Origin of the sequence: Terriglobus sp. YAF25, assembly GCF_052113305.1 — a bacterium.
In the GTDB taxonomy this organism is placed as follows: domain Bacteria; phylum Acidobacteriota; class Terriglobia; order Terriglobales; family Acidobacteriaceae; genus Terriglobus.
This window is the reverse complement of sequence record NZ_JBFRCY010000845.1, coordinates 1-3,642: the sequence shown is the minus strand read 5'-3', so window position 1 is coordinate 3,642 and position 3,642 is coordinate 1. Positions and strand designations below refer to the sequence as shown.

General features: G+C 59.2%; 5 protein-coding genes. All 5 read right to left on the bottom strand.

Going from position 1 to position 3,642, the window contains the following annotated elements; translation table 11 throughout:
• Nucleotides 1-225, bottom strand: a 225-nt coding sequence (locus tag AB4043_RS24440; RefSeq protein WP_442308380.1) for a Glu/Leu/Phe/Val dehydrogenase dimerization domain-containing protein, incomplete at its 3' end; no start/stop codon positions are given.
• 252 nt (nucleotides 226-477) lie between these two features.
• A complete protein-coding gene (locus AB4043_RS24435; protein WP_442308378.1) occupies nucleotides 478-1,008 on the bottom strand; it encodes an AI-2E family transporter in 531 nt (176 codons plus the stop codon).
• On the bottom strand, nucleotides 924-1,343 hold the full coding sequence (locus AB4043_RS24430; RefSeq protein ID WP_442308377.1) for a hypothetical protein: 420 nt from the start codon (nucleotides 1,341-1,343) through the stop codon (nucleotides 924-926). Before AB4043_RS24430 ends, AB4043_RS24435 begins: the two co-directional genes overlap by 85 nt.
• A gap of 72 nt (nucleotides 1,344-1,415) precedes the next feature.
• Nucleotides 1,416-1,826 (bottom strand): shikimate kinase, encoded by a 411-nt coding sequence (locus AB4043_RS24425; RefSeq protein WP_442308379.1) that lies wholly within the window; start codon nucleotides 1,824-1,826, stop codon nucleotides 1,416-1,418.
• A gap of 354 nt (nucleotides 1,827-2,180) precedes the next feature.
• A complete protein-coding gene (locus tag AB4043_RS24420) occupies nucleotides 2,181-3,575 on the bottom strand; it encodes an aspartate ammonia-lyase (RefSeq protein ID WP_442300654.1) in 1,395 nt (464 codons plus the stop codon).
• Between the last annotated feature and the right edge of the window lie 67 nt (nucleotides 3,576-3,642).

The window sequence follows — 3,642 nt, the reverse complement described above, 5'->3', positions numbered from 1 at the left end:
GTGCTGTACACGGTAGCCGGTAAAGACTTCAATTTTCCCGTTGTCCATCAGAACGGGGAAATGGACGATGATCTCGCGGTTCGGCAGACGTAGAACTTTTTGTAGACCTTCTTCGAGCCCGAGTTTTTCTGCCGCTTCATTGAAGCGGGCTTCCTGCGCTGCCCAGGGGTTGGTTTCCTGGTCAAGCGTCAAAATTTCGTTCACCTGCATGTTTTTGTCCTTCATGGTTGTCGCTGTCAGCAGCGTCTCTCCGGCCGTCGTGCTGCCACGGTATAGGTCGGCAGCAGAACTGGTTTGACCAGACCGGTCGGTGGCCAAACCGCACGAGTATAGGACGCCAAAAACATGAACTGCAACACTACAAAGGTGGGATAAAAACGGTTGAATGGTTGGTTAGTTGAATAGTTGAATCGTGAGTTTCAGATCTTCCGGGCCGTTTGGGCTCACCATTCAACAATTCAACCATTCAACTTTTCTTCAATCCCCTCGTACCAGGTACTCGTCGGTGATGACGGCAACAAGGGCGGCGGTGGGGACGGCTACCAGGGCTCCGACGATGCCGGCGACGGCGGTGCCGCAGAGCAGCGCGACCAGGACGGTGATGCCCATCAGGTCGACGCTGGAGCGCATGATCCTAGGCACCAGCCAGGCATTCTCAACCTGGGAGTAGATGACGTAGAAGAGCAGGACGAGCAATGCCTTGGTCCAGGAATCGATCGCGGCAACGCAGAAGACAATGATGATGGTGATGAGATTGCCTGCCACCGGAATGATGTTGGTGATACCCATCAGGACACCCAGCAGCATGAAGTAGCGGACGTGCAGCGAGAAGAAGACGATGATGCTGTACACGCCCTGGATGGCCATGAGCGAGAGCTGGCCGATGAGCCAGCGGCTGACGCGCAACTCTGCTTTCTGCAGCGTCATATCCAGGCGAGTGCGGTAGATGGCCGGCACCATGGAGAGGAAGTAGCGGTAAACGGTATCGCCCTCAAGGATGAAGTACATCGTGAGGATGACCCCTCTGCGAACTGCTTCAGATCGGAGATGACCGGGGGAAGGCCGAGCCAGAAGAGCAGCGTCAGCAGGCCGAGGATGCCGATCATCAGAACGAGGACGGAGATGCCTTGGTTGGGGCTCCAGCTCCTGATCTTCCAGCGCATGATGGCGTGCACGACCGGCGTGAGCACGACAGCGAAGATGGCTGAGACGTAGAGAATCTCGAGCTGATGCATCAGCTTCCAGGCGAGGAAGCTGGCAAACATGACCAGGAAGGTAAAGAGAATATAGCCGCGAATCTCGCGGGAGCGGTCTTTCGGGGGATTGATGATGGGTGGTTCCACCAGGCGCAGGTCTCCGTGCTAACACAGTTTCGTCAAAGCATACGATGCGGAAACTGCGCCTGGCGCGTGAAGTTAGTGCCGGCGCAACTCCTCAATCAACCGTGCGACGGTCTCAGTCGGGGTGAGCGCCTCGGTTTCCACGATGATGTGGGCTGCGCGCTGGTATTGCGGACGACGCGCCTTGAAGCGGGCGGCGGCAGTATCTGGGTCCTTGAGGACAGGACGGATAGCAGCATCCGGCTGAAGCACGCAGCGATCGAAAAGGATCTCGAACGGCGCATCGAGGAAGACCGTGAGGGTGTTGGGCTTCTGTTCGAGGAGCAGGCGATTGGTGAGCGACTCCAACGCTCCACCACCAAGGGCGATGACAGCATTATGGCGGCCAAGTGCCGCGGCAAGAGCGCGGGTCTCAAGCTGCCGGAAGCCGGGCTCACCGTGCTGGGTGAAGAGCTCGGCGATGGTGGCGCCGTGCGTTGTTTCGATGATGTGATCGAGATCGCAGAACTCCCAGCCAAGCTCCTTGGCCAGGGCGCGGCCTAATTTAGGGTTCTATCCGTGGAACACGCGCCCGCGCTTCGCCTGAGCCGCTACTGGCCACCAGTAGCGGTAGGTAAAGCAAAAGCCGGGCTGGAATGCGCGCATCCGCATGTCAGTTGTAGAGAGTAGCCTCAGGCACGGGAAGTTGCAAGAAAAAGTTCCGGGTTCGGGGCAGATCCGGCCAAGGAAGATTTAACTGTTATGTTTTGTTTGAGTTAGAGGTGTTGAATGGTTCGTGCATAGCGCGAATGCCCACATCTCGGCGTAGCCGAGATATGGGGCACCCAGGTGGAGCTATCCCTAAATGGTTTCGCGGGGTTCGGTCATCTTTTGCGGGTCGAGGATCTCGGTGATCTGTTCGTCGGTCAGCAGTTCTTTTTCGCGGGCGAGGGAGAGGATGCCTTTGCCGCTTGCGATCGACTCCTTTACCAGTTCTGCCGCTTTGGCGTAGCCGATGTAGGGATTGAGCGCCGTCGCCAGTGAGACGGTGGACTCTGCATAGAAGGCGCAGCGATCTTCGTTGGCGGTGATGCCGGCGATACAGCGCTCATCGAACTCACGCAGCATATTAGTCAGGATCTGGATCGACTGCAGCGTGTTGTAGGTGATGGTGGGCATCATCACATTCAGTTCGAGCTGTCCTGCCTGTACGGCATAGCCAATGGCGGTGTCGTTCCCGATGACCTGAAAGGCGACCATGGCGGCAAGCTCTGCCAGTACCGGATTCACCTTGCCGGGCATGATGCTGGAGCCGGGCTGCAGTGCGGGAAGCTGAATCTCATTCAGGCCGGTGTTGGGGCCGCTGGCGAGCAGGCGCAGATCGTTGGAGATGCGGATGACCTCGAGAGCAAGCGTGCGCAGCGATCCCGAGAGGTCCGCCATCGGCGCACAGCTCTGCATGGCATAGCGCATATCGGGCGCGGGGCAGAGCGGCTGCCTGGTCAGTGTCGAGAGGTTCTGGATGGCCAGAGCGCGGTACTGCGGATGGGTGTTGAGCCCGGTGCCGACAGCCGAGCCTCCCAAACCAAGCTCCCGTAGGCTGGCCGAGGTGCGGCTGATCGTGCGGCAGGCGTGCGCGATAGCGAGACCATAGGCAGCGAACTCCTGTCCCAGACGGATCGGCGTTGCGTCCTGCATGTGCGTGCGGCCGGACTTGAGGACGTGATCAAACTGCTCTGCCTTCTTCGCAAAGGTGGCGGAGAGTGACTTCAGCACCGGGTAGATGTCCTCGAGAGCCAGCAGCGCGGAGAGGCGCATGGCCGTCGGAAAAACATCGTTGGTCGACTGGCCGTAATTGACGTGGTCGTTGGGATGCACCTTCTCGTAGCTGCCGAGCTTCGCGCCCAGGATCTGGTTGGCGCGGTTGGCGATCACCTCGTTGGTGTTCATGTGAAAGCTGACACCGGCACCGGCCTGGAAGACATCGATCACGAACTGGTCATGGTGTTTACCGTCGAGGATCTCCTTGGAGGCGGCCATGATGGCGTTGGCGCGTTCGGCGGTGACCGTGTTCAGGTCGCGATTGGCTTCAGCTGCTGCCATCTTGATGGCCGCGATGGCGCGGATCAGGGCGGGATGAGCGCGCATGCCGCTGATGGGAAAGTTGCGGATGGCGCGGGCAGTCTGCGCGCCGTAGAGGGCGTCGGCCGGAAGTTCGATGGCGCCGAGGGAGTCTTTTTCTGTACGGGTTTTCATGAGGGCTCAGCCGGTCCCTATTATCGCTTGCGGGCGTGCGAATACCCACATCTCGGCGCAGCCGAGG

Coding starts and splice junctions, on each gene's coding strand:
- AB4043_RS24435 (WP_442308378.1), bottom strand. CDS start 1,008: ATGTACTTCATCCTTGAGGGCGATACCGTTTACCGCTACTTCCTCTCC.
- AB4043_RS24420 (WP_442300654.1), bottom strand. CDS start 3,575: ATGAAAACCCGTACAGAAAAAGACTCCCTCGGCGCCATCGAACTTCCG.